We start from the raw sequence: 25200 nt of genomic DNA on the forward strand, positions 1-25200 counted from the left end.
AGCGGTTGACATCTTTAACACCCTCAAGAACGACGGATTTGGTGCGCTCTTGAGTGTAGCGACCATCACCCCATGCGGTGAGACAATTTTGGCACGACGTTATCTTGTCTCGAATCAGCTCGGACTCGCCCCGGTCGGTGAGCGAGCGAAGCACGACGCTCCAGTCCCAACGACCCCTCCCTCTGACGAAAAATCGGCGATGGCCATCATCCGTGCCGCTCGCGACGCAGCAAGGCATAAAAACCGGGGATCATTAACCCAGGTTAGCAGACCTTGTCGGCATTGCTGGCTAGCCTGAGCTAGTGCCATGGCACGCGACGCAGGACCATCCTGGCCATCGACTCAGCACATCGACGTGAGGCGAACCGTGAACACACCAATGGTCACCAGCCGGATCGATCACCCGCGCATGAAGACAGGTCTAGAGCCGGGCGTTATCACCTCTGTCGAGGAGGTCCTGGCGCTGGCCAACGACCATGAACACCACTAGTACCATCGTTATCGCTGGCTGTCCCTGCGCTTTATCACCTATCACACCGGCATCAGCCGACTCATGGAAGCCCTGTCCGTCCAGAGCCAGCAACGGATCCAGGCCCTGATCGTCGAGTCGGCCTCGCTGCCGATGCGCGAACCCGTGCTTCGGGACCCGGCCGCGCAGGCCTGGCAGGCCTCCTCTCAACAACGGGCTCACGCTACTCAGCAGGCCCACTTCTTCATACTCGATGAGGAGATGGCGGCCCGGGAGCTCAGCCGGGCAGTGCTCGAGGAGTGGCGATCGCGACGCTTCTACGAGCGTCTTCAGGCGCATAACGGCATCCCAGCGCTGAATGCCCTGTTGAATGCCTGCATTGGCGAGGCCCAGACTCAGCTCCAGATCCTCCAGGAAGCCGAGGACCAGTTGCCGACTCGGCCATGCCCGCTTCCGCCTCGCGGTATCCTGCGGTAGGGCGACACGTCAGGCATGGCCGACGACGCGGGCCGCCGTTGGAGGAGGGTCGGCGAGGTCGCCCGGTGCCATGTCGTCGTAGGCCCCAGCCCATGGCCGTTCCTGCTCCCGACACGAGGCGTGATGGTGCTCTCGAGCGGCCACAACTAGACTCAGGAGAGACGCACCGCCATCCGGGTACCATCAGACATGCGCGAGGCAGCTGCTCATCCGCACACTGTCATCGGCCAGCCGAGGGGGAAAGCAATCCGCACACCGCTATCAACCAGCTGGAGGACATGGAATGAGCCTCTTCCAGACCATCATGGGACGAAATGTCGACCTGAATGAATCGGAGGCACGGCTGCTGGCCAGCTTCGAGCAGACCTCGACCACCGTGAAGAAGCATGAGCTGCTCTGGCGTGCTCGCTCCAGGGTCGACGAGTTGTTCATCCTGGAGAGGGGCTGGGCCTGCACCATCCGCTACACCCCCGACGGCGAGCAGCAGATCATCGAGTTGCTGCTGCCCGGTGATATCGTCGGTCTCCGGGAGTTCACCTTCAGGCGGCATGTGACCGAGGCCAGCATGATTACCCTGGGCAGGGTCCAGCCCTTCCCTCACGAGAATGTCGTCGATATCGTCGCGGCCTCCACGCCCCTGGCGATCGCCCTGTTTGCCAATATCAACCGTCAGGAAGCCCTCCTCACCGAACGGATGCTGATCAGCCTCCATCGCAGCGCGCGCTCACAGGTACTGCATTTCATGCTCGAGACCTTCAATCGCCTCGAAAAGGTGCTGGACGTCGAGCTGGCCTCATTCGAATTTCCCGTCTCCCAGCGGCTGCTGGGGAACATCCTGGGCCTGTCGCCGGTGCATATCAATCGCATCCTCAAGGCGCTGGAGCAGGATCGCGTGCTGAAGAAGCACCGCGACCACATCGAGGTCTATGACCCGCCGCGACTGATCGCCGAAGCCGAATTCGACGCCGACCACCTGCTGAGCGATGAAATCAACGGATTGAAGGAGCGGCTGGCGCAACTCCGGCACTAGGAGCTGGCGGCCTCACGGTCCAAGCGCAACGCTATTGAAGGGTCCCCGGGAGGCGTTGCCGATGTCGGGAGGCACAGGGTTCCGGCCCATGCGGGGCATGGGCCGGGGCCGTTCAGTCGCAGGGCACGACGGTGCGTGCGGTATCCTTGGCCCAGAGACTCTTGCCGTCAGGGGTGGTGCCGTGGGCGTTCCAGCTCTCGCTGACCTCGACGCAGTAGGAACCGAGGTCCTCGACGCGCTTTTCCGGGTCGGCAGGGCGCTCGTCGCTAATCCGCATGATATCCGGGTTGGCACTGGTATAGGTCGGGGAGATGGCACTGCTGGTGCAGCCAGCGGTAAGGGCGGCGAGAACGGCCAGGGGCAGGGCATGACGTAGACGCATGGGGAATTCCTCCGTGAGGGGGGGACAGGGATCTCCAGCGTGACTTCGGTTGCAGAGCCTTCGGCCGGCCGTCACTCCGTTTGACGCCCCGCCGAATGGCGGCATCATACCCGAGCGGTGGAGGCCGCGCCAATCGGGCGGTCAGCGCGGATGCAGCCATGCGCGAAGATGGCTACAATCGTGGCCTGATTTTCAACGGGATACCCTGAGCCGCCATGTCGAACTCCGCCCGCGCCTCGCGCAAGATCCTGGTCACCAGCGCCCTGCCCTATGCCAACGGTGCCATCCACCTGGGCCACCTGCTGGAGTACATCCAGACCGACATCTGGGTGCGCTTCCAGAAGAGCCGCGGGCATGAGTGCCACTACGTGTGTGCCGACGATGCCCACGGCACGGCCATCATGCTGCGCGCGGAGCAGGAGGGCATCACCTCCGAGGCGCTGATCGAACGGGTCTCCCGCGACCACCAAACCGACTTCTCCCGCTTCGGGGTGGCCTTCGACAACTATCACTCGACCCACTCCCCGGAGAACCGCCACTTCAGCGAGCTGATCTACACCCGGCTGCGCGACAAGGGGCATATCGCCACCCGCGACATCGAGCAGATGTTCGACCCGGTTAAGGGGCTGTTCCTGGCCGACCGCTTCATCAAGGGCACCTGTCCGAAGTGCAAGGCCGAGGACCAGTACGGCGACAACTGCGAGGCCTGCGGGGCCACCTACACGCCGGCGGAGCTGATCGATCCGGTCTCGGCGATCTCCGGTGCCGCACCCGAGGTGCGAAGCTCCACCCACTACTTCTTCAAGCTGCCGGACTTCGCCGATTTCCTGAAGGCGTGGATCGACGATGACCATGTCCAGCCGCAGATCCGCAACAAGCTGATGGAGTGGTTCGAGTCGGGCTTCAACGAGTGGGACATCTCCCGCGACGCCCCCTACTTCGGCTTCGAGATCCCCGATGCGCCGGGCAAGTACTTCTACGTCTGGCTCGATGCCCCGATCGGCTACCTGGCCAGCTTCCAGAACCTCTGCGACCGCCGGGGAATGGACTTCGACGCCTACTGGGCACCCGACTCCGACGCCGAGGTCTATCACTTCATCGGCAAGGACATCGTCTACTTCCACGCCCTGTTCTGGCCGGCCATGCTGCACGGCGCCGATTTCCGCACGCCCACGGCGGTCAACTGCCACGGCTTCGTCACGGTGAACGGCGCCAAGATGTCGAAGTCTCGCGGCACCTTCATCAAGGCCGCGACCTATGCCGACCACCTCAACCCCGAGTACCTGCGCTACTACTTCGCCGCCAAGCTGACCTCACGGGTCGACGATCTGGACCTCAACCTCGAGGACTTCGCGGCGCGGGTGAACAGCGACCTGGTGGGCAAGGTGGTCAACATCGCCAGCCGCTGCGCCGGCTTCGTCAAGAAGCTCGGCGGCGGTCGCCTCGCTGGCCACTGCAGCGAGCCCGAGATGGTGGCACGCTTCATCGCCGCCGGTGACGCCATCGCCGAGGAGTACGAGGCCCGCGAGTTCGGCCGCGCCATGCGCCGCGTGATGGAACTGGCCGACGAGGCGAACACCTACATCGCCGAGGCCGAGCCTTGGGTACTGGCCAAGCAGCCCGGCCGCGAGCAGGAGGTGCTGGAGATCTGCTCGGTGGGCATCAACCTGTTCCGCCAGCTGATGGTCTACCTGGCCCCGGTGGTACCGGCCATGGCCGAGCAGGCCCGCGCGTTCCTCGGGCTCGAGACCCTCGACTGGCACAGCCGACACACCCTGCTGGTGGACCACAAGATCGCCAAGTTCAAACCCCTGATGACCCGCGTGGAGCGGGACAAGATCGATGCCATGATGGCGGCATCGAAGGAGGACCTGGTGGAAGAACAGAAACTCAAGGAGACGGCGAAGGGCCCCCTGGCCGAGGATCCCATCGGTGACGAGATCAGCTTCGACGACTTCGCCAGGGTCGACCTGCGCATCGCCCGCATCGCCCGGGCGGAGTATGTCGAGAAGGCCGACAAGCTGCTGAAGCTGACCCTGGACCTGGGCGGCGAGACCCGCACCGTGTTCGCCGGCATCCGTGCGGCCTATGCCCCGGAGGCCCTGGAGGGACGGCTGACGGTGATGGTCGCCAACCTGGCACCGCGCAAGATGCGCTTCGGCGTGTCCGAGGGCATGGTGCTCGCCGCCGGCAATCACGACGGCATCTACCTGCTCAGCCCGGATTCCGGCGCCGAGCCGGGCCAGCGGGTGCGCTGAGGCGCCGCCGTGACGGACACCGATGCCCGCTCCCGGGCCGCGCTGATCGAGGCCATCGATGCCGAGCTGCCCCAGACCCAGTGCGGCAAGTGCGGGCAGCCCGGCTGTCGACCCTATGCCGAGGCCATCGTCGACGGCGAGGCCATCAATCGCTGCCCGCCCGGCGGCGAGGCCACCGTGGCCCGGCTGGCGGCGCTGACCGGCCGCGCGCCACTGCCGCTGGCCGAGCCCGCCCAGCCGCCGCTGGTGGCCTGGATCCGCGAGGCCGAATGCATCGGCTGCACCAAGTGCATTCAGGCCTGCCCGGTGGATGCCATCCTGGGGGCGTCCAAGCGCATGCACACGGTCATCGTCGATGAATGCACCGGCTGCGAGCTCTGCGTGGCGCCCTGCCCCGTGGACTGCATCGACCTGCTGCCCCACCCCGCCTGGGAAGCCGCCGAGACCGATGAGGCGCGCGACGCCTACCTGGCCCGCCGCGCCGAGCAAGGACGCCGTCGCCATCGCGCCCGCCAGCAGCGCCTGGCCCGAGAGGCCCGGGAGAGGCGCATGGAGCGCCAGAAGCGGCTGATTCGACAGCGCCAGCGGTCTAGCGCGAGCAACGCTGGCGGGCCCGACCCGCGGCGCCAGCGACAGATGGCCATCAACGCCGCGGAGCAGGCCCTGCGCCGGGCCAGGCAGCAGCTGGCCCATGCCGAGCGCCAGGGCGAGGCCAGCGCAATCGAGGCTGCCCAGGGACAGGTCGACAGCGCCAGTCGGCTGCTCGATGACGCTCGGGCCGCCCTCCATCACGTCTCCTCTCCATGAGCCGAGCATGAACGCCCAGAAACGCCACGAGATCTTCGCGCGGCTACGCGACCACAACCCCGAGCCGACCACCGAACTGCACTGGACCACCCCCTTCGAGCTGCTCGCCGCCGTGCTGCTCTCGGCCCAGGCCACCGACGTCGGAGTGAACAAGGCCACCGCCCGGCTCTTCCCGGTGGCCAACACGCCAGAAGCGATCCTCGCGCTGGGGATCGACGGTCTCAAGGCGCACATCAGGACCATCGGCCTCTACAACACCAAGGCCGAGAACCTGATGAAGACCTGCCGGATCCTGGTCGAGCAGCATGGCGGCGAGGTGCCCCGCACCCGGCAGGCCCTCGAGGCCCTGCCGGGCGTCGGCCGAAAGACCGCCAACGTCATCCTCAACACCGCCTTCGGCGAGCCCACCATCGCCGTGGATACCCATATCTTCCGCGTGGCCAACCGCACCGGGATCGCCAGGGGCAAGGACGTGGTCGAGGTCGAGAGGAAGCTGCTGCGCCATGTGCCCAGGGAGTTCCGCCAGGATGCCCACCACTGGCTGATCCTCCACGGGCGCTACACCTGCCTGGCCCGAAAGCCCCGCTGCGGCAGCTGCATCATCGAGGACCTCTGCGAGTACCCGGACAAGACCGAGCTGTGACAGGCGCCCTCGCCGGCCCGTGACGAACCGTCCGCCTCGAGGCAGCAGGCTCCGCAGGGCCCTTGGCTGGCACAAGTGCCCGCCGGCTGGTTCACTGGCAGCATGACCGCCAACGAGACCCGCCCATGGAAGCGCTGAAGTATCTCCTGCTGCCGCCCGTGGTCAATGCCCTGCTGATCCTCGGCGGCCTGGCGATGGGCGCTCGCCGGCTGGCCGGTGGCCTGCTGGTCACCCTGGGGCTGGCCAGCCTGCTGGCTCTCTCCACCCCGCTGGCGAGCCACGCCCTGCGCCAGGGGCTCGAGCCTCCCGCCCTGGCCGGCCCCGGCCAGCTGCGCCAGGCCGAGGCCATCGTCATTCTCGGCGGCGGACGCGACTACGCCTCCCCGGAATTCGGCTGGGGCGATGCCCCGTCCAATGCCAGCTGGCGTCGGCTGGCCTATGGCGCCCACCTGCACCGCGAGACCCGGCTGCCGCTACTGGTCAGCGGGGGGCGCGTGCACGACGAGCACAGCGCCGAGGCGAGCCTGATGGCAGCGGCGCTTCGCGAGGTCTTCGAGGTGCCCGTTCGCTGGATGGAGGGGCGCAGCCGCAGTACCGCCGAGAATGCCCGCTACACCGCCGAGATGCTGGGCGGTGATGGTATCGGGCATGTTGCGCTGGTCTCCCAGGCATGGCACCTGCCGAGGGCAGTGGCGGAGTTCGAGCGCGCCGGCCTGTCCGTCACGGCCGCACCGACCGAGTTCGCGAGCGCCCCACCGCCTGGCGTTCAGGTAGTGATCCCGCGCGCCTACCACCTCCACCAGAGCACCCGTGCCCTGCACGAGTGGCTGGGGCGGGCCGACCTGGCACTGCGCAACCACCTGCTACGCCGCGGTGACTGACCCCAAAGTCGAAGCGCCACGCCTCTCGTTAGTCGCTAGGCTGGCCGCTTCATCCCGTCCCTCGACACGAGGCTCGACATGCTGGACCTGCTGATCCCCCTCTCCCTGGCGGCCGCCTTCGGCGCCCTTCTCGGCTCGCTCTGCCGGCTGACACGCTGGCCCGGCCGCGAACGCCCCCTGCTCTTCCCGCTGGTGGGCCTCGTCGCCGGCATCACCGCCTTCTTCATCCATCTGGTGCTCAACTGGGTGACCGGCGCGCCGGCCTGGTGGCTGCCGGTACTGGTGGTCCTGCAGGTCTGGCTGTGGCTGGGTCCGCTGGGTCCGAGGCGCGGGCTCGGCCGGCACCGCAAGTAGCCACGCCCCGTCATGACAAGGAGAACTCGCCCCCCCGCTCCACCGCACGGCGATAGGCCGGACGCTCGCGGCAGGCCGCCAGGAAGGCCTGAAGCCTGGGGTAGCCGGACAGGCCGCCCCCGTCCTCCAGGGCGAGCAGCGGAAAGCTCATCTGGATGTCGGCCGCACTGAACGCCTCTCCGGCGAACCAGGCGCCACGCTCGAGTTCGGCTTCCCAGTAGTTGCTCAGCTGGCGGATCTGCGGCGCCAGCAACTGCCGCTCCACCCCCCGGGCGAAAAGCCGGCCGAGGGGCCGGGCCAGCGCCGGCACCGGAGGCTTGCCGAGCGAGGCGAACACCAGCCGCATCACCAGCGGCGGCATGGCAGAACCTTCGGCATGGTGCAGCCAGAAGCGATAGCGCTCGTACGCGTCACTGCCCGCCGGCGGCACCAGCCGGCCCGGCGCATCGAAGCGTTCGACCAGGTACTCGAGGATCGCCCCCGATTCCGCCACCACCCGACCCTCCCGGGCCTCGTCGCTGATGACCGGCGACTTGCCCAGCGGATGGACCTTGCGCAGCGACGCGGGCGCCAGCATGGTGCGGGGGTCGCGCCGATAGGTGATGACCTCGTAATCGACGCCGAGCTCCTCCAGCAGCCACAGGACACGCTGGGAGCGGGAGTTCTCCAGATGATGGACCTTGATCATGCCGTCCTCCTCGATGGCGCCCCCGGTAGCGGGGGCAATCCCCGCACCCTAGCACGCCATCCCCCTCGCCTCCTGCCAAGGTCGTCTTTGCCACCGCCCGGCCGGCCACTAGACTGATCGGCAACCATGCATAAAAGACCGCACACTCATAGGAGGGCACCATGGCCAAGGTGCTGGTGGTGGACGACGAACCCAACATCGTCCTGTCCCTGGAATTCCTGATGCAGCAGGCCGGCTTCCAGGTCGACACCGCCGAGGATGGCGAGAGTGCCTTGTCGCGCATCGCCGAGTCGCCCCCGGATCTGGTCCTGCTGGACATCAGTCTGCCCGGCATCAGCGGCTTCGACGTCCTCGAGCGCCTGCGTGGCGACCCCGCCCATGCCCGGCTGCCGATCATCATGCTCACGGCCCACGGGCGCGAGGTGGAGCGCGAGAAGGGCCTGGCCCTGGGGGCCGATGACTACATCACCAAGCCCTTCTCGACCCAGGCGCTGGTCGAGAAGGTCAAGACGCTGCTCGCCGAGGTGTCCTGATGGCCAAGCGTGGCTCCCGCCTGCCTCGCCGCCAGCGGCTGATCGGCCTGTGGCTGCTGCTCAGCGGCATCAGTATCTTCGGCGGCGCCGTGTTCGCCCTCTGGCTGGACAGCCTTGCCGGCCTCGAAGGCATGGCGCGGCTGCTGCTGTGGCTGGGCTGCTTCTCCGGGGGTGGGACCATCTTCCTGGTCGGCCTGCTGCTCGAGCGCCAGCTGTTCACGCCCCTGCGTCACCTGCAGGTGCAGCTGGCCCGCCTGGTGGCCAACCCGGATGCCCGCCAGGACTATCCGCCCGAGGGCTGGCTGCGAGGACTCGGTCCCGACCTCATGCGCGTTCGTGAGGCCTGGCGGGCCGACCGCGAGCGGCTGGCCACCGCCCATGCCGAGGGCGCACGCAGTGCCGCCCGCATCCGCCAGGAGCTCGAGACCCTGCTCCAGGTGCTCGACACGCCGCTGCTGCTCTGCGACCACCACCGCCGGGTGCTGCTCTTCAACCAGGCTGCCGAGACGCTGTTCGAGGGCCACCCCGGCCTGGGGCTCGGCAAGCGCCTCGATGCCCTGCTGCCGATCTCCAGCCTGGAGGATGCGCTGGGCCAGTTGCCCGATGACGGGGCGCCGCGAGAGATCCTGGTGCCCTGCGACGAGCGCTGGCTGCATGTGATACTGCGCCGCGTCCCCGACAGCAACCACGAGACACTGCTGACCCTGACCGACACCACGGCGGCCTGGACCAGCGAGATGGGGGCCCGTGCCGACATCGCCGAGATGCTGCCGGTACTGCGCCGACATAGCGCCAGCCTGACCAGTGCCGCCGACGCCCTGGTCGGCGTGCGCGACGACGCCGAGGCCGGCGAACTCGGGAAGCGCCTGGAGGCGGTGATCGACGAGGAGAGCCGCGCCCTGGCCGCCCAGCTCGAGCGCATGGGCAGACTCATGGAGGACATGCATCGCGAGGGCGAGCGCCTGGTCCCGCTATGGTCCAATGACCTCTGGGCGGCCCTCGACGAGCGCCAGGACAGCGCGTCCCTGCGCATAATCCCCATCGGCATGCCCGCCTGGCTGAAAGGCGACGCCCCGGCCCTGCTGGTGCTGCTCGACTCGCTGCTCGCGCGCCTGGCGGCGCATTCCGGCCAGGCCGAGCTGGAAGGCGAGGTCTGCCTGGGCAACCGTCGGGTCTACCTGGACCTGATCTGGCGAGGACGCCCGCTGGGCGAGAAGGTGCTGGACGAGTGGCGCGCCGAGCGGCTGGAGGCCCTGCCGTTGGCCCCCCGGGTCGGCGATGTACTGCGACAGCACACCAGCGATGCCTGGAGCATCGCCGACCAGGACGGCGAGCATGCCCGGCTGCGCCTGCCGCTGCCGGCCACCGAACGGGTCGGCGCTCCACGCCCGCGCACCCCGCCGCGCCCGGAATTCCACGATTTCGGCATCGCCGACATGCCCCCGCCGGATGCCGAACTGGCGGCCCGGCCCCTGAGGACCCTGGAGGTCGTGGCCTTCGACACCGAGACCACCGGTCTGGAGCTGCGCCGCGGCGACACCGTGGTCAGCATCGGCGCCTGCCGCATCGTCAATGCGCGACTGCTGGCCAGCGACACCTTCGACCTGCGGGTCGACCCGGAACGGCCCATCCCGCCAGCCAGCACCGCCATCCACGGCATCACCGATGACGACGTGGCCGGGGCCCCGCCGCTCAACCTGGCCCTGCCGCGCTTTCGCGACTACATCGGCGAGGCGGTGATCCTGGCCCACAACGCCGCCTTCGACCTGCTGGCCATCCAGCCCCCCGGTGGCGGCATCGCGTTCGACATGCCGGTGCTCGACACCCTGCTGCTCTCCCGGGCACTCGACGACAGCCTCGACGGCCACGACCTGGACAGCCTGGCCGACCGCTATGACCTCAGCTTCCCGCCGGGGACCCGACACACCGCCCTGGGCGACGCCCGGGTCACCGCAGAGCTGTGGCTCTCGCTGCTGCCCCGGCTGGAGGCGCGTGGCATCGAGACGCTGGAGCAGGCACTGGCCCTGCAGGCCAGCGCCTTCGACAAGGAGGACGCCTTCGCCTCGTGAACACGCCGCGCCTGAAGGAGCGCCTAGTCGCGCTGATCGTGCTGGCGGCCCTGCTCTTCTCCCCGCCCCTGCTGCTGATCGCCGACCGGTCCCCGCTGGCCCCGGGCTGGCTGGTGGCCTACCTGTTCCTGGCCTGGGGCGCGGTCATCGCCCTGATGGCCTGGCTGATGGAACACCGTCACGAGGAGTGACCCCGGATGCAGGCTGACACGCCATGAGAAGCAGTGTCGTGGTCCTGACGGTGGCCTTCGGCTACCTGGCGCTGCTCTTCGTCATCGCCGCCTGGGGGGACCGCCGCGCCGAGCAGGGACGCTCGCTGATCGGCTCGCCCACCGTCTATGCGCTCTCCATTGCCGTCTACTGCACCGCCTGGACCTTCTACGGCAGCGTCGGCCGCGCGGCCCAGTACGGCCCCAGCTTCCTGCTGATCTACCTGGGCCCGACCCTGGCGATGCTGATGGCCCCCTTCGTGATCCGCAAGATGGTGCGCATCGCCAGCGCCCAGCGCATCACCTCCATCGCCGACTTCATCAGCGCCCGCTACGGCAAGAGCTCGAGCCTGGGGGCCCTGGTGGCGCTGATCGCCCTGATCGGCATCACCCCCTACATCGCCCTTCAGCTCAAGGCCATCACCGTGAGCCACGCGGTGCTGGTCAACTATCCGCAGGCCGCCGAGCTGCGCCTGGCCGACGAGAGCTTCTGGGCCGACAAGTCCTTCTGGGTCGCCCTGGTGCTGGCGGTGTTCATCATCCTCTTCGGCACCCGCCACCTGGACGCCAGCGAGCGCCACGAGGGCATGGTGGCGGCCATCGCCTTCGAGTCGCTGGTCAAGCTGGTGGCCTTCCTCTCGGTCGGGGTCTTCACCGTCTTCGTGCTCTTCAACGGCCCGGCGGACCTCTTCGCCCGCGTCGTCGCCATACCCGAACTCACCCGGCTGATGAGCATGGAAGCGGTGCCCGGGGGCGCCCTGGGCTGGGTGGGGATGCTGGTGCTGGCGTTCCTGGCCTTTCTCACTCTGCCGCGGCAGTTCCAGGTGCTGGTGGTCGAGAACGTCGATGAGCGTCACCTCAAGCGCGCCAGCTGGCTCTTCCCGCTCTACCTGCTGGTGATCAACCTCTTCGTGATCCCCATCGCCCTGGCCGGGCTGCTGCTGGGTGACGTCAGCAGCGACCCGGACAGCTTCGTGCTCACCCTGCCCCTCTCGGCAGGGCTGGAAGGGCTGCCGCTGCTGGTCTTCATCGGCGGCCTCTCGGCCGCCACCGGCATGATGATCGTCGAGACCATCGCCCTGTCGACCATGGTCAGCAACCAGCTGGTGATGCCGCTGCTGCTGCGCTCGCGCCACCTCCACCTGAGCACCCGCGGCGAGCTCGCCGGCTGGCTGCTGCGCATCCGGCGCGTGGCCATCCTGCTCATCCTGCTGCTCGGCTACCTCTACCATGCGCTGATCGGCGACGCCTACAGCCTGGTGACCATCGGCCTGGTCTCCTTCGCCGCCGCCTGCCAGTTCGCCCCGGCGCTGCTGATCGGCATGTACTGGCGGGGTGCCAACCGCCTGGGGGCCGGACTGGGCATGAGCGCGGGCTTCCTGATCTGGGCCTGGACCCTGCTGATCCCGGGCTTCGCCCAGTCCGGCTGGCTGGATGCCGGCTTCCTCGACCAGGGCCCCTGGGGGCTCGCCTGGCTGAGGCCCTATGCGCTGTTCGGGCTCGAGGGCTGGGACATCTATACCCACTCGCTGCTATGGAGCCTGGGCGCCAATCTCGGCCTGCTGGTAGGCATCTCGCTGTTCACCCGCCAGTCACCGCTGGAGCAGACCCAGGCGGCGCTGTTCACCGAGGCCATGCATCCCGGCCTGGTGCAGACCTCGCTGTGGCAGGGCCAGACCACCCGGGGCGAACTGCGCGCCCTGCTCGACCGCTACCTGGGAGGGGCCGCCACCGCCCGCGTCTTCGCCACCCATCCCGACGAGGCCGCCGACGACAGCCAGCCCGCGCCGCCGGGGCTGACCGCCCGCGCCGAGCAGGCCCTGGCCGGTTCGCTGGGCAGCGCCTCGGCGCGGGTACTGATCGACTCGGTGGTGCGCGGCGAGGCCCTGAACCTCGAGTCGATCCTCAGCATTCTCGACACCACCTCCGAGACCCTGGAGGTCAACCGCCGCCTGGAGCAGAAGTCCCGGGAGCTCGCGCGCACCAGCGAGGAGCTGCGCGCGGCCAACGAACGCCTGCGCGAGCTCGACCGCCTCAAGGACGAGTTCGTGGCCATGGTCAGCCACGAGTTGCGCACGCCCCTCACCTCGATCCGGGCCTTTGCCGAGATCCTGCGTGACAGCGGCGACCTGCCCGACGAGAAGCGCCGCCACTTCCTCGACGTGGTGGTCCGCGAGAGCCAGCGGCTCTCGCGGTTGATCGAGGAGATCCTGGACCTGGCCAGGCTGGAGAGCGGCCGCCTGACCCTGGAGCCACAGCGCCTGGACCTGGTGGCCCTGGCCCGCCACAGCGTGGATGCGGTGCACCGGCTGCAGGAGAACCGCGGGGTGACCCTGGAGGTCGAGATCACGCCGGAGACCGCGACGGTCATCGGCGACCCGGACCGCCTGGAACAGGTGATCATCAACCTGCTCGACAACGCCGGCAAGTTTGCCGACGACGACGCCCCGAAGGTGCTGCTGCGCCTCGAGCGCTACAAGGACCACTACCGCCTCGCCGTGGAGGACAATGGCCCCGGCATCGCCGAGGACGAGCGCGAACGGGTCTTCGAGAAGTTCCACCAGATCCAGCGCCAGGAGGGGGGCGAGACGCGCGGCCGGCCCCGAGGCAGCGGCCTGGGGTTGCCCATCAGCCGCGGCATCGTCGCCCATCTGGGCGGGCGGCTGTGGGTCGAGGAGGCGCCGCGACTGGGCGGTGCCTGCCTGGTGATGGAGCTGCCCGAGGCACCGCCCGAGAAGGCTTAAGCTGAAAGCTGAAAGCTGAAAGCTGAAAGCTGAAAGCTGAAAGCTGAAAGCTGAAAGCTGAAAGCTGAAAGCTGAAAGGCAGCCTGTAGCCACCCAACACGGTGTCAAGGCTTTCTTCAAGCTTCCAGCTTAAGCCCGCGAAGCGGGCGCTCTTCCAGCTCCCGGCGGGTTCTTATGGCTTCCGCGCTCTTCTCAGAAGCGCGCGGATCTGCAACAGGTCATGACGCAGCAGCTGGCGCTGGTCCTCGCCCAGGCGGGCGATGTTCACCCAGCCATCGGGGCTGCGCCCCTCGGCCAGGGCCAGGCGCTGCTCGTCGAGCATCAGCGCCTGCAACCGCTCGAGCGCCGCGGTCAGGGCCCGGGCATGCTCGGTGCCGAGCACCTCCTGCATCACCAGTGCCACCAGCCGCGAGCGGGTATCCGGCGGGCGCACCCCGTGGCGCAGTGCCAGCAGGCGCACGGCATTCACCAGCGGCAGCATCCCCTGGCGCTTGAGGTTGATGGCCCGCTCATGGGGAGCGCCCTCGCCGTCACCGCTGAGTCGGCCGAGACGGTCCAGGGCCAGCGGCAGCTCATCGAGCAGGCTCGCCATCTCGTCGAGGAACAGATGCGATGTCGGCAGCAGCCGGGCCACCCGATCGGCCAGGGCCTCGGCCAGCGCGGCCTCGCCATGGACAGGGTGGAAGTCGAGCAGGATGTTGGCCTGCTGGACACGCTTGACGCGACGCTCCGCGGTCCAGATCTCGAGCTGTGCGCGCCACTCCGAGAGCCGCTTGCGCCACATCGGCCAGCGGGCCATGACATGGCCCTGGCAGAGCGGGATCCCGGCCTCATCGAGGCGCGCGGTGAAGCGCTCGCCCAGGGACTGGAAATACCCGTCGATCTCGGTATGCCGCTCGTCGGGGTAGTCGGCGATGATCATGGCGTTGTCCTGATCCGGCGCCAGCAGGCTCTCGTGGCGTGCCCCCGACCCGAGGGTCAGCACGCAGAAGGCCGTCGGCGGAGCACCCCAGCCCAGGCCGCGCATCTCCTCCAGGGAGAGCGTGATGGCCCGCCGATAGAGCCAGTCGTTGTGGTCGCTGACCAGCTGGCTGATTCGCCAGGCGGGCAGGTCGAGCCGGTCCAGCGCCTCCACCAGCTGGCCCTGCCAGGCATGGGCCTCGGCCAGGGCGGGGGTGGGCCCCAGGTTTGCCAGGGCCTGGCCCAGCGGGGCCAGCAGCGCCGGCCAGCCGCCGGGGTCGGGCAACGCATCGGTGGCGAAGAGCGCTCGCCAGGGCGAGGGTCGATGCAGCAGGCGCATGGAGACTCCGGATCACGGGACGAATCGGCATGTCCTGAAGTATAGCGAGGGCACCCGCCCGGAGCACTCGAGTGAGCGAGCTAGGAGAACATCTCGTCGCCGACCTCGTCGATGAAGCGCTGCGCCTTGCTGACCATCAGGGCGTCACAGGCCTCGCGACCGGGCAGCATGTCGGAGCGCTCGAAGCGATGCTCGAGCATCTCGCCCTCCTCGCCATCGGTGGCGGGCAGCGGCTTGCGGATCCAGCCGCTGACGCGGTACTGACCACCCTGGTCGGCCGGTTCGGAGATGATCAAAAAGCCCTTGTACTCCACCGGCTCGGCGGCCGAGGCGTTGCCGGACTTGCTATCGCCACCGCCGAGCAGGCCGGATAACAGTTTCTTGAACATGGTGCTCTCCTCACAGGTGATGGGCCTCCACACGACGACGCCGGCGGCAAGCCGGCGTCGAGGAAGGCATGACGGTCCGTCTCAGTCCTGCCTGCGGCCCTTGCCGGCAGCGATGCGCAGGCGCAGGGCGTTGAGCTTGATGAAGCCCTCGGCATCCTTCTGGTCATAGGCGCCGGCATCGTCCTCGAAGGTGGCGATGGACTCGTCGAACAGCGACTGGTCGGAACGGCGGCCCGCCACGGTGGCACTGCCCTTGTAGAGCTTCATGCGCACCACGCCGGAGACGTTCTTCTGGGTCTCGTCGATGGCCGCCTGCAGCATGCGACGCTCCGGGCTCCACCAGTAGCCGTTGTAGATCACCTCGGCATACTTGGGCATCAGCTCGTCCTTGAGGTGCGCCTCCTCGCGGTCGAGGGTCAGCGACTCGATGGCGCGGTGGGCGCGCAGCATGATGGTGCCTCCCGGCGTCTCGTAGCAGCCGCGGGACTTCATCCCCACATAGCGGTTCTCGACGATGTCGAGGCGGCCGATGCCGTTGTCGCCGCCCAGCGTGTTGAGCTTCTCGAGCACCTCGTGGGGCTTCATCGGCACGCCGTCGATGGCCACGATATCGCCCTTCTCGTAGGTCAGCTCGATATAGGTAGGGGTGTCCGGCGCGGCCTCCGGCGACACGCTCCAGCGCCACATGTCCTCCTCGGCCTCGGCCCAGGGGTCCTCGAGAATGCCGCCCTCGTAGGAGATGTGCAGCAGGTTGGCATCCATCGAGTAGGGCGACTTCTTCTTCGTGGAGGAGAAATCCACCGGGATGTCGTGCTGCTGGCAGTAGGCCATCAGCTTCTCGCGGGAGGTGAGATCCCACTCGCGCCAGGGCGCGATCACCTTGACGCCGGGCTTCAGCGCATAGGCGCCGAGTTCGAAGCGCACCTGGTCGTTGCCCTTGCCGGTGGCGCCATGGGAGATGGCGTCGGCACCGGTCTGGTTGGCAATCTCGATCAGGCGACGGGCAATCAGCGGGCGGGCGATGGAGGTGCCGAGCAGATACTCGCCCTCGTAAATGGTGTTGGCGCGGAACATCGGATAGACGTAGTCGCGCACGAACTCCTCGCGAAGATCCTCGATATGGATCTCCTTGACCCCCAGCGCCTGGGCCTTGGCGCGGGCCGGCTCGACCTCCTCGCCCTGGCCGATGTCCGCGGTGAAGGTCACGACCTCGCAGTCATAGGTTTCCTGCAACCACTTGACGATGACGGACGTATCCAGGCCGCCGGAATAGGCGAGCACGACCTTCTTGACATCGGACATGCTGAGGCTCCTCTCGTAACAGTCGTAAAGACGGTGATTATAGCGCGACGAGCCTGCAGCGAATACCGGCGACGCGACTCGCTGATGGCAAGCTGCTAGACTTTCGCGGTTTCAAAACACGATGGCCCAGACAAGGAGAGGTGCATGAGCGAAGCGATCGCCCGCGAACTCATGGCGCAGCGATTCCGCAGCTTCCTGCCCGTGGTGGTGGATCTGGAAACCGGCGGATTCAATCCCGAGGGCGATGCGATCCTCGAGATTGCCGCGGTCACCCTGACCATGGACCCGGAAGGCAACCTGATCCCCGACGCCACCTATGCCTACCATGTCACTCCCTTCGAGGGGGCCAACGTGGAGCAGTCGGCGCTGGACTTCACCGGCATCCGGCTGGATGACCCGCTGCGACGACAGGTGGCCGTCAGCGAGGCCGAGGCGCTGGGCGAGATCTTCCGCCCGGTGCGCAAGTCCATCAAGGCCCATGGCTGCACACGGGCCGTGCTGGTCGGCCACAATGCCGCCTTCGACCACGGTTTCCTCAACGCAGCAGTGAACCGCTGCGGCATCAAGCGCAACCCCTTCCATCCCTTCTCGAGCTTCGACACGGCATCGCTCGGTGGCCTGGTCTATGGCCAGACCGTGCTGGCCCGGGCCTGCCGCGCCGCGGGCATCGAGTTCGACAACAGCGCGGCCCACTCGGCGCGCTACGACACCGAGCGCACCGCCGAGCTGTTCTGTGCCATGGTCAACCGCTACAAGGACCTGGGCGGCTGGGCCCTGGCCCAGAAGGAGCAGGGGCTGGAGGAGTAGCACCAAGCGGCCAGAAGCGTGTGATGATCTCGTTCAAAAGCAACCCCCGAAGGTCTCAGCCTTCGGGGGTTGCTTGTAGCTCGGCGCTTGTAGCTCGGCGCTTGTAGCTCGGCGCTTGTAGCTAGGCGCTTACTGCTTCTCGCCGCCCGACTCCTCGGCCTGGGCACGCGAGGCCGCGGCCTTGACCAGCTTTTCGAGCTCGCCGCTCTGGTGCATCTCGACCACGATGTCACAGCCACCGACCAACTCGCCCTCGACCCACAGCTGAGGGAAAGTCGGCCAGTTGGCCACCTTGGGCAGCTCGGCGCGGATGTCCGGGTTATCCAGGACGTTGACGAAGGCGAAGCGCTCGCCACAGGCCATCAGGGCCTGGACGGTCTGGGCGGAGAAGCCGCACTGCGGCAGCTGGGGGGTACCCTTCATGTAGATCAGGATGGGGTTCTCGCCGATCTGGCGCTGGATGTTCTCGACGGTGGTGCTCATGACATCTCCCTTTCTCGTGTGGCCGGATCTCGACGGACCGGGCCGCGATAGACCGTGGCCGGCAGGCGCCCGGGCAATACCCGAGCAAGCTGGTCGGCCTTGTGGATGAGGGCCATTCTACTGATGACGGGCGCGTTGCGCATCCCCCGTGGGCTGGCTAGGATGGTCGTTTTTTCCCGTGGAGCGACACCATGGCCACCCGCCATTTCCTCACCCTGCTTGACCTCAGTCCGGACGAGCTGCGCTACCTGGTCCAGCGCGCCATCTCGATCAAGAACGGCCTGAAGACCCACGGGCCGACCTACACGCCCTTCGCCAACCGCACCCTGGCGATGATCTTCGAGAAGTCCTCGACCCGCACCCGGGTCTCCTTCGAGACCGCCATGGCGCAGTTCGGGGGCCATGCGCTCTTCCTCTCGCCCCGCGACACCCAGCTCGGCCGCGGTGAGCCCATCGGCGATACCGCGCGGGTACTCTCGGAGATGGTCGACGCGGTGATGATCCGCACCTTCTCCCACGAGGGACTGGAGGCATATGCCGCCGCCAGCACGGTGCCGGTGATCAACGCGCTCACCGACGACTACCATCCCTGCCAGCTGCTCGCCGATGTGATGACCTGGACCGAGCTGCGCGGCAGCGTCAAGGGCCGCACCGCGGTGTGGATCGGCGACGGCAACAACATGTGCCATTCCTGGATCAACGCCGCCCGCCAGTTCGACTTCCAGCTGCGCATCTGCTGTCCGGAGGGCTACGAGCCCCGCCAGGACATTCTCGCGGCCGCCAGCGACCGGGTGACCATCCTCCGCGATCCCCAGCAGGCCGTGGCGGAAGCCGACCTGGTCACCACCGACGTCTGGGCCTCCATGGGCCAGGAAGAGGAGCAGGCCAGGCGCGAGGCGGACTTCGCCGGCCTCCAGGTGAGCGAGGCGATGCTCGACCGGGCGAAGGAGGACGTGCTCTTCCTGCACTGCCTGCCCGCCCATCGCGGCGAGGAGATCAGCACGACCCTGCTCGATGATCCGCGGGCCGTGGTCTGGCAGGAGGCCGGCAACCGCCTGCATGCGCAGAAGGCACTGATCGAGTTCCTGCTGCTGGGGCGAGTGGAGGGGTGAGGGATGCTGCCCCGCCCGGCGTGGAGGCTGCCACGGCGGGGCATGTTAGACCTTGGTATGACATCAACCTTCGTCGCATGTATAATGCGCTGCAGCAGAATCCCTTCAGGAGATGCGGCAGCATGATAGATGACACCCCCAGCACCCACGGCATGCAGCGCAGCCTGCGTCAGTGCCTCTCCAACATGGCCGCCCTGCTCTATCGCCAGGGGCACGTCCTCGAGACGGTCACCGTCCCGCACCGCGGCCTCGACCGCAACGCCCTCAAGGCACTCGGCGAAGCCGACCGCGACTGGGCACCCTGCCAACACATCCTCGAGACCAGCCGGGCCGCCACCTGGAACGACCAGCAGCGCTTCGTGCTGACCGGCCTCGGCCGCGAACTACTGTTTGACATGTTCGGCGAAGGTGCCGCCGACTGCGCCTGAGGCGGACAGGACGCCATCCCCTCTGATGCCCGGGTACGCGACGAGATTGCGTGCCCGGGCATCTTTGGTTAAGTTGGCAGGACTTGTCGGGGAGCCCCGGCACGCTCATGGAGCCGTGCACGGGGGCTGAGATCGGTACGGCCGAACCCGTTGAACCTGATCAGGTTGATGCCTGCGGAGGGAACAAGCGCGTGTCATTCCTGCCCGCCCCCTGCCGTCATCCCCCCTGGTCAGCCATGCCTGCTGCTGGATGGCCGCTATCGTGACACACACCACCGATCACATCGCCGTCGCCGGCGCCGGCCTGCTGGGGCGCCTGGTCGCCTGGCAGTTGCTCGGCGACGGCCACGCCGTCACCCTCTACGACGCCGGGGACCTGGACGCCCCGCCCGCTGCCGCCTGGACCGCCGCCGGCATGGTCGCCCCGCTCTGCGAAACGGCGATCTCCGAACGCTGCGTTTACGACATGGGCCGCTTCGCCCTGGCCCAATGGCCGAGGTGGCTCGAAGCCCTCGACGCTCAATCGCTGTGGCAGCAGAACGGCAGCCTGATGGTAGCGCACCCCCAGGACCTGGGTGAGCTCACCCAGTTCCGCCGCGACCTCGACCATGCGCTGGGCGGCGACTCCCCCTGCCGGACGCTCGACGCCCGGGGGATCCATCGGCTGGAGCCCGACCTGGCGCCCGGCTTCCACCAGGGCCTGTTCCTGCCGGACGAGGCCCACCTGGACAACCGGGCCCTGCTCACCCGCCTGCTGGACGAGATTCGCGCCCTGGGCGGGGAGTGCCATGCCCACTGCCCGGTGGAGACCTTCCCCGGCGAGGTCGTCACCGCCGACGGCCCCCGGCGCTTCGACCTGGTCGTGGACTGTCGAGGCACCGGCGCCCGACCGCGCCACCCGAGCCTGCGGGGCGTGCGCGGCGAGACCCTGCACGTGCGGACGGCCGAGATCCAGCTCTCGCGGCCGGTACGGCTGATGCACCCCCGCTACCAGCTCTACGTGGTCCCCAAGCCGGAGGATCGCTTCGTCATCGGGGCCACCCAGATCGAGAGCGAGGACCGCTCGCCCATGTCCCTGCAATCCTCGCTGGAGCTGGGCAGCGCCCTCTATACCCTGTCCCCGGCCTTCGCCGAGGCGCGCATCCTGGAGCAGGGGGTCAACCTGCGTCCCGCCTTCCTCGACAACCTGCCACATGTCACTCAACAGCAGGAGCTGATCACCGCCAACGGCCTGTTCCGGCACGGTTACTTGCTGGCACCGGCCGTGGTCTGCCACCTGCTGGCCGGGATCCGCGGCCACGGTGACCGGCCCTTCGCCGACACACTGGCGGCACGCCCGCCGCAGGAGAACGCCGCATGAACCAGATCACCCTGCGACTCAACGACGAGACCGCCCGCCTTCCCGCCGGCACACCGCTCGCCGACGCCCTGCAGGCGTGGCACTACGCCGACCGCCGGGTCGCGGTGGCGGTCAACGGCGAGTTCGTGCCCCGCTCGGCCTACGCCGGACGGGTCCTGCAGGAAAACGACCGTATCGATATCGTGGCCCCGGTAGGAGGTGGCTGATGGACGCGCTGCACGACGATACCCTGACGCTGTATGACGAGGCCTTCGCCAGCCGCTTCCTGCTCGGCACCGCCCTCTACCCCTCGCCCACGGTGATGCAGCAGGCCATCCGGGCCGCCGGCTGCGAGATGGTGACCCTGGGCCTGCGCCGGCAGAACCCCGCGGCCGGCGACGGCGAGGCCTTCTGGCAGATCCTGCGCGACAGCGGCTGCCGGCTGCTGCCCAACACCGCCGGCTGCCGCTCGGCCCGGGAGGCCATCACACTGGCGCAGATGTCGCGCGAGCTCTTCGACACGCCCTGGATCAAGCTCGAGGTGATCGGCGACGACTACAACCTGCAGCCGGACCCCTTCGGTCTGCTGGAGGCGGCCCGGGAACTGATCGACCAGGGCTTCAAGGTGCTGCCCTACTGCACGGACGATCTTGTGCTCTGCCAGCGCCTGCGCGACGCCGGCTGCCAGGCGCTGATGCCCTGGGGCTCGCCCATCGGCACCGGCCGCGGCCTGATGAACCGCTACGCCCTCCAGACCCTGCGCCAGCGCCTCGACGTGCCGCTGATCATCGATGCCGGCCTGGGCGCGCCATCCCAGGCCGCCGAGGCCATGGAGATGGGCTTCGACGGCGTGCTGCTCAACACCGCCGTGGCCCGGGCCCATCGCCCGCCGCAGATGGCCGAGGCCTTTGCCGAGGCCATCCGCGCCGGCCGCAAGGCCTACCTGGCCGGACTCATGCAGCAGCGCCAGACTGCCAGTCCCAGCACGCCGACGGTGGGCCAGCCCTTCTGGCATCGCGATGGCAGATAGTCCCGGCGCAGGAGCCGCCGGGGGATGACGTCGGGACGGGGAAGTCTGCTATCGTCTGCCCGAGGCGACCCCGTAGACGAAAGGAGGCACCCATGAGCAGCCAGACCCTCCCCGATACCATGGCCGCCATGCTGCTGACCGGGCATGGTGACGTCGACAAGCTGGTCTACCACGACGACGTGCCGACCCCGCGACCGGGGCCCGGCGAGGTGCTGGTGAAGGTCACGGCCACCGCCAAGAACAACACCGACCGCAAGGCCCGCGAGGGGCTCTATCCGGTGAAGAAGGGCGAGGTGACATCGTTTGCCATGGGCGGGACGACGACCCTGACCTTCCCGCGCATCCAGGGCGCCGACATCGCCGGGCGCGTGGTGTCGGTGGGCGACGGGGTCGAGGCCTCGCGGATCGGTGAGCGCGGCCTGCTCGACTTCAACCTCTATCCCGACGCCCGGCGCGACATCAACTTGACCCCGGACTACTACGGCCACGGCGCCGACGGCGGCTTCGCCGAATACGTCGCCGTGCCCTCGGACCAGTTCCACCATGTGCCCAACCCGGAGCTCAGCGACGCCGAACTCGCCGCCATGGGCATGTGCTCCTACCAGACCGCCTACCATATGATGACATCCGCCCGAGTAAGCGCGGGTGAACGAATCCTCGTCAGCGGCGCCAGCGGCGGGGTCGGCACGGCGCTGATCCAGCTGTGCCGTATCGTCGGCGCGGTGCCCTATGCGGTGAGCCAGCAGGAGAAGGCCGAGGCCCTCAAGGCGCTCGGCGCCGAGGCGGTGATCGACCGCGGCGACCTGGCGGGCTTCGCCGAGCGGGTGCTCGAAGCCACCGGGGGCGCGCCCATCGACGCGGTGATGGACCTGGTCGGCGGCGAGATGACCGACCGTTTCATCGACACCATGATCCAGGACATGAAGGCGCGCACCACCTACCCTCGCCTCTCCATCGCCGGCGCCAGCGGCGGCAACATCAGCGAGATCCTGTGGACGCGCATCTACCTCTATCAGGTGCAGATCTTCGGCGTCTCCCACGGTACCCGCGCGGAGGCCGAGCAGCTGATCGCCTGGATCCGTGCAGGCGAGCTCAGGCCGGTGCTGCACGCCGCCTTCCGGCTCTCCGACCTGCATCAGGCCGAGCGCTACTTCGTCAGCCGCGGCAGCAACTTCCTGGGCAAGATCGTGATCGTCCCCGACAGCCAGTGGGACGAGCATGGCGCGCCCTTCGCCCTCGAGGGACACTCATGAGCCAGGCACTGACCCTGCAACTGATCGACACCCACGCCGGCGGCGATGTCAGCCGCATCGTGGTCGGTGGCATCGAGCCCCTGCCCGGCGCCACCGTCAGGGACCAGATGCACTACCTGCGCGACGACGCCGATGGCCTGCGCAAGCTGCTGCTGGAGGAGCCCTACGGCATTCCCGAGATGTCGGTCGACCTGATCGTGCCCGCCACCGACCCGGCCGCCGAGGTGGGCTACATCATCATGGAGGTGATGGGCTATCCGATCTACTCCGGCTCCAACACCATCTGTACCGCCACGGCGGTGCTGGAAAGCGGCCTGGTGCCCAAGCAGGAGGGACGCCAGCGCTTCAAGCTGGAGTCGCCGGCAGGACTGGTGCAGATCGAGGCACTGGTCGAGAACGGCGTGGTGGAGGCGATCACCTGCGGGGGCCTGCCCAGCTATATCGACACCTACCGCGCCAGCATCCATGTGCCTGGCATCGGCGACGTGACCTACAGCGTTGCCTACAGCGGCGGCTTCTACGCCCTGGTGGACGCCACCGAGTTGGGCTTCCACCTCAACCGCGACGAGGAGCGGGAGCTCGCCGACTGTGCCCACCGGATCGTCGAGGCGATCCAGGCCGAACGCGGCTTCTCCCACTACACCCTGGGCGACGTGGGTCCGCTGCCCTTCCTGCACTTCATGGGCCCCGTCGAACAGGTTGCCGACGACTTCTACCGCTCCCGCTCGACCACCTACGTGCATCCCGGCGTGATCTGCCGCAGCACCACCGGTACCGGCACCTCGGCGCGCCTGGCGCTGATGCGCCACGAGGGCACCATCGAGCCCGGTGACAAGCTGGAAACCGTCTCGCTGCGCGAGACCGGCTTCATCGGCGAGTTCACCGGCACGCGACAGGAAGGGACCCATACGGTCGTGGAGAACATCATCACCGGCAAGAGCTACGTGCTGGCCCGATCCGACATCGTGGTCAACTGCGACGACCCCCTGGTGGCGTGCGCCGGCCTGCACCATATCCTCAGCGCCGGCCAGGCCTCGTCCGACTGAACGCCGCCCGGCGGGCGACGTACTCGCCGGGCCCCGGGACGAGATCCGCTCACCAGGTCCGGCGAAAGCGCATCGCGGTGACCACCCGCTCCCGGGCCATCTCGACGGCCGCCTGACGGGGGAGCCCCCCGGTCGCCTCGGCCCGCTGCAGCACCTCGGTGACGTTGGCGCGGACCTTCTCCGCGATGCTGGCGAGGGCCTCCCCCTGGCTGCCGCCACGATGCTCGACGGCCGCGCAGATCACCCCGCCGGCATTGACGATGAAGTCCGGCAGCACCAGCACGCCGCGCTCGGCGAGCCGCCGCTCCGCGGCCTCGGTCACCGGGATGTTGGCCCCCTCCGCCACGACCCGGGCCCGAAGCCGATCCACGTTGCCCTCGTGGATGACGTCGGGCCGTGCCGCCGGAATCCAGATGTCGCACTCGGCGTCGATGATGGCATCGCGCCCCCCGCCCTCGCCGCCCGGGAACTCGGCCAGGCGTCCGCCCTGACGCTTCCAGTCGACCAGCGCCGGGACATCGAGGCCCTCGGCTCGCGTCAGGCTGCCCGCGGAATCGGACGCCGCCACCAGTTGCGCGCCGCGCTCGACGAGAAAGCGCGCGGCGTTCATGCCGACCGCCCCGAAGCCCTGGATGGCGACCCGTGCGCCGGCGAGCGGGAAGGCCGCGAAGGGCTCGGCCGCCTCGAGGGCGACGGCCAGGCCGAAACCGGTGGCACCGATCTCGTCCAGGGGAATGCCGCCGATCTCCCTCGGCAACCCCACCGAGCGCCCGATGACGTCGTGCACCCAGGCCATGGTGGTCTCGTCGGTGCCCATGTCCGGGCCGACGATGTAGTCCTTCACGTCCTTCAGCGCATGGGCGTAGGCGCGGACCAGCCGCTCCTTGTCAGCGGCCGGCATCCTGGGGTCGGCGAAGATCACCGCCTTGGCCCCGCCATGGGGCAGGCCGGCGGCCGCGTTCTTCAGGGTCATCGCGCGGGCCAGCCGCGCACACTCCGCCAGGCTTACGTCCGGCGCCATGCGCGTCCCGCCGATGGCCGGCCCTGCCGCCACGTTGTCGACCACCAGGATGGCCCGGAGCCCCGTGGCCGGGTCATGCAGGTAGAGGATCTTCTCGGGCCCCAGGTCGTCGGCCAGATCGAAGGCATCGCGCATCGCCGCACTCC

General features: G+C 68.3%; 25 protein-coding genes, 1 pseudogene and 1 riboswitch. Of the genes and pseudogenes, 19 read left to right on the top strand and 7 right to left on the bottom strand.

Annotation, left to right across the window (positions count from 1 at the left end):
* Positions 1–553 precede the first annotated feature (553 nt).
* Positions 554–946, top strand: coding sequence for a hypothetical protein (locus QLQ83_RS05595; RefSeq protein ID WP_282734536.1), 393 nt, complete (start codon positions 554–556; stop codon positions 944–946).
* A gap of 283 nt (positions 947–1229) precedes the next feature.
* On the top strand, positions 1230–1976 hold the full coding sequence (locus QLQ83_RS05600; RefSeq protein WP_282734537.1) for a Crp/Fnr family transcriptional regulator: 747 nt from the start codon (positions 1230–1232) through the stop codon (positions 1974–1976).
* A 112-nt stretch (positions 1977–2088) separates the two neighbouring features.
* Here QLQ83_RS05600 and QLQ83_RS05605 read toward each other — a convergent pair whose 3' ends face one another.
* Positions 2089–2358 carry a hypothetical protein gene (locus QLQ83_RS05605; protein WP_282734538.1) on the bottom strand — a complete coding sequence of 90 codons (270 nt, stop codon included), beginning with the start codon at positions 2356–2358 and terminating at the stop codon, positions 2089–2091.
* Between the two features lie 215 nt (positions 2359–2573).
* Here QLQ83_RS05605 and metG point away from each other — a divergent pair, with 215 nt between their 5' ends.
* The 5 genes from metG (at position 2574) to QLQ83_RS05630 (ending at position 7301) form a co-directional block, all read left to right on the top strand.
* Positions 2574–4616, top strand: coding sequence for a methionine--tRNA ligase (metG, locus tag QLQ83_RS05610; RefSeq protein WP_282734539.1), 2043 nt, complete (start codon positions 2574–2576; stop codon positions 4614–4616).
* A gap of 9 nt (positions 4617–4625) precedes the next feature.
* Positions 4626–5423, top strand: a complete 798-nt coding sequence (locus QLQ83_RS05615; RefSeq protein WP_282734540.1) for an RnfABCDGE type electron transport complex subunit B — start codon at positions 4626–4628, stop codon at positions 5421–5423.
* 7 nt (positions 5424–5430) lie between these two features.
* Positions 5431–6066, top strand: a complete 636-nt coding sequence (nth, locus tag QLQ83_RS05620; protein ID WP_282734541.1) for an endonuclease III — start codon at positions 5431–5433, stop codon at positions 6064–6066.
* 125 nt (positions 6067–6191) lie between these two features.
* A complete protein-coding gene (locus QLQ83_RS05625) occupies positions 6192–6947 on the top strand; it encodes a YdcF family protein (RefSeq protein ID WP_282734542.1) in 756 nt (251 codons plus the stop codon).
* 78 nt (positions 6948–7025) lie between these two features.
* On the top strand, positions 7026–7301 hold the full coding sequence (locus QLQ83_RS05630; protein ID WP_282734543.1) for a hypothetical protein: 276 nt from the start codon (positions 7026–7028) through the stop codon (positions 7299–7301).
* A 10-nt stretch (positions 7302–7311) separates the two neighbouring features.
* Here QLQ83_RS05630 and QLQ83_RS05635 read toward each other — a convergent pair whose 3' ends face one another.
* A complete protein-coding gene (locus QLQ83_RS05635; protein ID WP_282734544.1) occupies positions 7312–7989 on the bottom strand; it encodes a glutathione S-transferase family protein in 678 nt (225 codons plus the stop codon).
* Positions 7990–8150: 161 nt separating this feature from the next.
* Here QLQ83_RS05635 and QLQ83_RS05640 point away from each other — a divergent pair, with 161 nt between their 5' ends.
* Genes QLQ83_RS05640 through QLQ83_RS05655 form a run of 4 tightly spaced genes read left to right on the top strand, consistent with a single transcriptional unit; the run spans position 8151 to position 13544 of the window.
* The gene (locus tag QLQ83_RS05640) at positions 8151–8522 is read left to right on the top strand and encodes a response regulator transcription factor (protein ID WP_282734545.1); all 372 of its coding nucleotides are present in this window, start codon (positions 8151–8153) and stop codon (positions 8520–8522) included.
* Complete coding sequence (locus tag QLQ83_RS05645) at positions 8522–10591, top strand: 3'-5' exonuclease (protein ID WP_282734546.1); 2070 nt, start codon at positions 8522–8524, stop codon at positions 10589–10591. The genes QLQ83_RS05640 and QLQ83_RS05645 overlap by 1 nt, the downstream gene beginning before the upstream one ends.
* Complete coding sequence (locus tag QLQ83_RS05650; RefSeq protein ID WP_282734547.1) at positions 10588–10782, top strand: hypothetical protein; 195 nt, start codon at positions 10588–10590, stop codon at positions 10780–10782. The genes QLQ83_RS05645 and QLQ83_RS05650 overlap by 4 nt, the downstream gene beginning before the upstream one ends.
* Positions 10783–10805: 23 nt before the next feature.
* Positions 10806–13544, top strand: a complete 2739-nt coding sequence (locus QLQ83_RS05655; RefSeq protein WP_282734548.1) for an ATP-binding protein — start codon at positions 10806–10808, stop codon at positions 13542–13544.
* A 172-nt stretch (positions 13545–13716) separates the two neighbouring features.
* Here QLQ83_RS05655 and QLQ83_RS05660 read toward each other — a convergent pair whose 3' ends face one another.
* The 3 genes and pseudogenes from QLQ83_RS05660 to QLQ83_RS05670 all read right to left on the bottom strand — a co-directional run.
* Positions 13717–14844, bottom strand: a complete 1128-nt coding sequence (locus QLQ83_RS05660) for a DUF294 nucleotidyltransferase-like domain-containing protein (protein WP_282734549.1) — start codon at positions 14842–14844, stop codon at positions 13717–13719.
* Positions 14845–14924: 80 nt separating this feature from the next.
* Positions 14925–15233, bottom strand: coding sequence for an HlyU family transcriptional regulator (locus QLQ83_RS05665; protein WP_282734550.1), 309 nt, complete (start codon positions 15231–15233; stop codon positions 14925–14927).
* Between the two features lie 81 nt (positions 15234–15314).
* A pseudogene (locus QLQ83_RS05670) lies at positions 15315–16559 on the bottom strand (argininosuccinate synthase); the annotation flags it as partial.
* Positions 16560–16679: 120 nt separating this feature from the next.
* On the opposite strand from QLQ83_RS05670, the gene rnt reads away from it, so the two are divergent.
* Positions 16680–17342 carry a ribonuclease T gene (gene rnt, locus QLQ83_RS05675; RefSeq protein ID WP_282734551.1) on the top strand — a complete coding sequence of 221 codons (663 nt, stop codon included), beginning with the start codon at positions 16680–16682 and terminating at the stop codon, positions 17340–17342.
* A gap of 129 nt (positions 17343–17471) precedes the next feature.
* Here the strand turns inward: rnt and grxD are convergent, their stop codons facing one another.
* Positions 17472–17825: a Grx4 family monothiol glutaredoxin gene (grxD, locus tag QLQ83_RS05680; RefSeq protein ID WP_282734552.1), complete on the bottom strand. Its 354-nt coding sequence runs from the start codon at positions 17823–17825 to the stop codon at positions 17472–17474.
* Positions 17826–18016: 191 nt separating this feature from the next.
* Between grxD and argF the strand changes: the two genes are divergently transcribed.
* The 7 genes from argF (at position 18017) to QLQ83_RS05715 (ending at position 24033) form a co-directional block, all read left to right on the top strand.
* Positions 18017–18937 carry an ornithine carbamoyltransferase gene (argF, locus tag QLQ83_RS05685; protein ID WP_282734553.1) on the top strand — a complete coding sequence of 307 codons (921 nt, stop codon included), beginning with the start codon at positions 18017–18019 and terminating at the stop codon, positions 18935–18937.
* 122 nt (positions 18938–19059) lie between these two features.
* Positions 19060–19365, top strand: a complete 306-nt coding sequence (locus tag QLQ83_RS05690) for a hypothetical protein (protein WP_282734554.1) — start codon at positions 19060–19062, stop codon at positions 19363–19365.
* A 77-nt stretch (positions 19366–19442) separates the two neighbouring features.
* A riboswitch (TPP riboswitch) is annotated at positions 19443–19565 on the top strand.
* Between the two features lie 62 nt (positions 19566–19627).
* On the top strand, positions 19628–20725 hold the full coding sequence (gene thiO / locus QLQ83_RS05695) for a glycine oxidase ThiO (protein WP_282734555.1): 1098 nt from the start codon (positions 19628–19630) through the stop codon (positions 20723–20725).
* Complete coding sequence (gene thiS, locus QLQ83_RS05700; RefSeq protein ID WP_282734556.1) at positions 20722–20931, top strand: sulfur carrier protein ThiS; 210 nt, start codon at positions 20722–20724, stop codon at positions 20929–20931. The genes thiO and thiS overlap by 4 nt, the downstream gene beginning before the upstream one ends.
* Positions 20931–21734 carry a thiazole synthase gene (locus QLQ83_RS05705; RefSeq protein WP_282734557.1) on the top strand — a complete coding sequence of 268 codons (804 nt, stop codon included), beginning with the start codon at positions 20931–20933 and terminating at the stop codon, positions 21732–21734. The genes thiS and QLQ83_RS05705 overlap by 1 nt, the downstream gene beginning before the upstream one ends.
* A gap of 92 nt (positions 21735–21826) precedes the next feature.
* The gene (locus tag QLQ83_RS05710) at positions 21827–22987 is read left to right on the top strand and encodes a zinc-binding dehydrogenase (RefSeq protein WP_282734558.1); all 1161 of its coding nucleotides are present in this window, start codon (positions 21827–21829) and stop codon (positions 22985–22987) included.
* Positions 22984–24033, top strand: a complete 1050-nt coding sequence (locus QLQ83_RS05715; RefSeq protein WP_282734559.1) for a proline racemase family protein — start codon at positions 22984–22986, stop codon at positions 24031–24033. Before QLQ83_RS05710 ends, QLQ83_RS05715 begins: the two co-directional genes overlap by 4 nt.
* Before the next feature lie 49 nt (positions 24034–24082).
* Here the strand turns inward: QLQ83_RS05715 and QLQ83_RS05720 are convergent, their stop codons facing one another.
* Positions 24083–25189, bottom strand: a complete 1107-nt coding sequence (locus QLQ83_RS05720; protein ID WP_282734560.1) for a Glu/Leu/Phe/Val family dehydrogenase — start codon at positions 25187–25189, stop codon at positions 24083–24085.
* Positions 25190–25200 lie beyond the last annotated feature (11 nt).

It is taken from the genome of Halomonas rhizosphaerae (genome assembly GCF_030010555.1).
Classification (GTDB): domain Bacteria; phylum Pseudomonadota; class Gammaproteobacteria; order Pseudomonadales; family Halomonadaceae; genus Halomonas; species Halomonas rhizosphaerae.

Excerpts from the sequence above, each read along its gene's own strand:
- QLQ83_RS05595 (WP_282734536.1), top strand. The coding sequence starts at position 554 with ATGGAAGCCCTGTCCGTCCAGAGCCAGCAACGGATCCAGGCCCTGATC.
- QLQ83_RS05600 (WP_282734537.1), top strand. The coding sequence starts at position 1,230 with ATGAGCCTCTTCCAGACCATCATGGGACGAAATGTCGACCTGAATGAA.
- QLQ83_RS05605 (WP_282734538.1), bottom strand. The coding sequence starts at position 2,358 with ATGCGTCTACGTCATGCCCTGCCCCTGGCCGTTCTCGCCGCCCTTACC.
- metG (WP_282734539.1), top strand. The coding sequence starts at position 2,574 with ATGTCGAACTCCGCCCGCGCCTCGCGCAAGATCCTGGTCACCAGCGCC.
- nth (WP_282734541.1), top strand. The coding sequence starts at position 5,431 with ATGAACGCCCAGAAACGCCACGAGATCTTCGCGCGGCTACGCGACCAC.
- QLQ83_RS05625 (WP_282734542.1), top strand. The coding sequence starts at position 6,192 with ATGGAAGCGCTGAAGTATCTCCTGCTGCCGCCCGTGGTCAATGCCCTG.
- QLQ83_RS05630 (WP_282734543.1), top strand. The coding sequence starts at position 7,026 with ATGCTGGACCTGCTGATCCCCCTCTCCCTGGCGGCCGCCTTCGGCGCC.
- QLQ83_RS05635 (WP_282734544.1), bottom strand. The coding sequence starts at position 7,989 with ATGATCAAGGTCCATCATCTGGAGAACTCCCGCTCCCAGCGTGTCCTG.
- QLQ83_RS05640 (WP_282734545.1), top strand. The coding sequence starts at position 8,151 with ATGGCCAAGGTGCTGGTGGTGGACGACGAACCCAACATCGTCCTGTCC.
- QLQ83_RS05645 (WP_282734546.1), top strand. The coding sequence starts at position 8,522 with ATGGCCAAGCGTGGCTCCCGCCTGCCTCGCCGCCAGCGGCTGATCGGC.
- QLQ83_RS05655 (WP_282734548.1), top strand. The coding sequence starts at position 10,806 with ATGAGAAGCAGTGTCGTGGTCCTGACGGTGGCCTTCGGCTACCTGGCG.
- QLQ83_RS05660 (WP_282734549.1), bottom strand. The coding sequence starts at position 14,844 with ATGCGCCTGCTGCATCGACCCTCGCCCTGGCGAGCGCTCTTCGCCACC.
- QLQ83_RS05665 (WP_282734550.1), bottom strand. The coding sequence starts at position 15,233 with ATGTTCAAGAAACTGTTATCCGGCCTGCTCGGCGGTGGCGATAGCAAG.
- rnt (WP_282734551.1), top strand. The coding sequence starts at position 16,680 with ATGAGCGAAGCGATCGCCCGCGAACTCATGGCGCAGCGATTCCGCAGC.
- grxD (WP_282734552.1), bottom strand. The coding sequence starts at position 17,825 with ATGAGCACCACCGTCGAGAACATCCAGCGCCAGATCGGCGAGAACCCC.
- argF (WP_282734553.1), top strand. The coding sequence starts at position 18,017 with ATGGCCACCCGCCATTTCCTCACCCTGCTTGACCTCAGTCCGGACGAG.
- QLQ83_RS05690 (WP_282734554.1), top strand. The coding sequence starts at position 19,060 with ATGATAGATGACACCCCCAGCACCCACGGCATGCAGCGCAGCCTGCGT.
- thiS (WP_282734556.1), top strand. The coding sequence starts at position 20,722 with ATGAACCAGATCACCCTGCGACTCAACGACGAGACCGCCCGCCTTCCC.
- QLQ83_RS05705 (WP_282734557.1), top strand. The coding sequence starts at position 20,931 with ATGGACGCGCTGCACGACGATACCCTGACGCTGTATGACGAGGCCTTC.
- QLQ83_RS05710 (WP_282734558.1), top strand. The coding sequence starts at position 21,827 with ATGAGCAGCCAGACCCTCCCCGATACCATGGCCGCCATGCTGCTGACC.
- QLQ83_RS05715 (WP_282734559.1), top strand. The coding sequence starts at position 22,984 with ATGAGCCAGGCACTGACCCTGCAACTGATCGACACCCACGCCGGCGGC.
- QLQ83_RS05720 (WP_282734560.1), bottom strand. The coding sequence starts at position 25,189 with ATGCGCGATGCCTTCGATCTGGCCGACGACCTGGGGCCCGAGAAGATC.